The 1,936-nt window shown below is 47.4% G+C and carries 2 protein-coding genes; both read right to left on the reverse strand.

The window, feature by feature from the left end:
- Positions 1-468: 468 nt before the first annotated feature.
- Positions 469-735: a hypothetical protein gene (locus tag OGY08_RS00285; RefSeq protein ID WP_001024536.1), complete on the reverse strand. Its 267-nt coding sequence runs from the start codon at positions 733-735 to the stop codon at positions 469-471.
- A gap of 3 nt (positions 736-738) precedes the next feature.
- Complete coding sequence (locus tag OGY08_RS00290; RefSeq protein WP_001287824.1) at positions 739-1,704, reverse strand: protein rep; 966 nt, start codon at positions 1,702-1,704, stop codon at positions 739-741.
- Positions 1,705-1,936: the final 232 nt, after the last annotated feature.

Here is a 1,936-nt window from a genome sequence, read left to right on the forward strand (position 1 = left end):
TAAAAACAAAACCCTGTCTTACAGGTGGATGGCCTCACTTCGTGAAACCATCCACCCCGCATAAGTTTTTTAATCGGTGGTGTCGTCAATCACTAAATCGGAACCCCAAAGGGGACCCCCACGATTTAGCATTTGACGAGATTAACTCTCGGAGATGGCATCATGCTTTTAACGGACTTTAAAAAACGGTGAACGGATGCGGATTTTAATCCGTGTCTGTGAGGCGTTGAGCAACGAGCAAAGCGAGGCGGTAGAAAGAGAGCCAGCGGCAGGCTCAGGACGATAATCCGGGGAAAATATACCACTCGCAGAGTGTTAACATTTGACATCGGATTGTCTATCCTGCATTGGTGTCGAGTTGGCAAGGCTGAGGATAATGCTGAGGATAATGCAGGATAGACAGAGCACTAGAGATTGCATGCAATCTCGTACCTATCACCTCAGCCTGCCGCTGGCTCTTTTCCAGAACTAAGAATGCGTTCTTAAAAATCCAAACTTGATACCGTTTAAATCTATTTTCACAAAAAGAGTTTTTACCCTCTCGTTTGTTTTCTGAATATATAAAATTAATTCATCCTCAAAACCTTCGTGCGGATGAAAACCAAATGTGCCAAAACTTAATCCATCAATAAGCAAAATAAGGTTTTTAAACCTGTCAGGAATCACCGCTTCACTTCTTAAAAAAAATAAACCAATAGTCTTATTTCCATTCAGGTATTCAATATTAATATTCATACGTTAATCCGATTTATCCTTCTCAGGGGCGCGTTTGTAACGCCGTTTACCTGAATCCCAGACAAACGCCGTCCGCTTCCCGTCATCAGTGCCATCCCCTACATCGTCGGCAATGACAAGATCCTCATTGGTTTCTCGATCCAACTGGAGGACGTTTTTTAGCGCCCCACCGGTCGAGATAAAACGGCGCTTGTGAAGCTGCCGCGTCAGCTCAAGAAACCACTCAGGATCGTTTGCCATATCTTCCGGTTTAACGGAGTATTTCAGCGTTTCAGCAACCGCGCTTTGCAGTTGCTCGGCAACGTTGGCCACAACCTCACCTGTCTTAGTTTTTACTGCCCGAATATCGATATTCGGCTCATAGTTCACCCGCAAGCAATCGCGCCAGAGTTCTACCCAACGTTCGTGCTTAACGTAGTTCTTCCCTTTAAACCAAGAAGGTTGCACCATCAGCAGACAGTGAAAATGCGGATGTGCGCTGCCATCCTTACCTCGCGTCACCTCCGTAGCCCTGATCCACCCCTGAACAGGTGATAGCTCCTTTCGCTTTTCCATTCGCTTAAACGCCGCATTCATTGCTGTAAGGACTGTTCCAAGTTCACCTATCTCGCAGTTCCTGACAGTTAACGTCAGAAACAACCATCGGGAAGACGGGTAATCCACAACGATTTTCGGTAGAGCCTGATAAAAACGGGCTTGCCACATGAGGGTTCTTCTCCACTGGCAGACAGGGCAATGACGGACACGGCAAAATTGCGCACTACGAAGCCGTAGGCGCGTTTCTCCGGTTTCCATGATGGTAGACCAACCAAAACGTAACAAACCGCTACAGGAGGCCATACGGAGTGCATAGCGCTCGAATTCAGCAGCAGTCTGGTAGATACCCCCGACAGAATCGGTAAGCGTGCGCTGGGTATCCCAAACTGCATCACGGGGGCTGTAGTCCGAAAGGAATTTATCTTCTGACATTAAGCCTGCTCCGATCTGGGCAGGCTGTGATTTGATGTGGTATATTCATCACGTACCTGTGCATTGCGAGCCAGTACATGTCACCAGAGTTTGCCGCTGAGGTGACACATTCGAAATGTTGGGGAGTGTTGACGCACTCCCCAACGCCGATTAAAAACGCCTCAATTCTGCTCCATTTTCTTTGACCTGTCAAAACCCACTCAAAGCCTCGTCATTACTGGGCTAAACCACT

It is taken from the genome of Citrobacter sp. Cpo069, from assembly GCF_030332785.1.
Lineage (GTDB): Bacteria > Pseudomonadota > Gammaproteobacteria > Enterobacterales > Enterobacteriaceae > Citrobacter > Citrobacter portucalensis.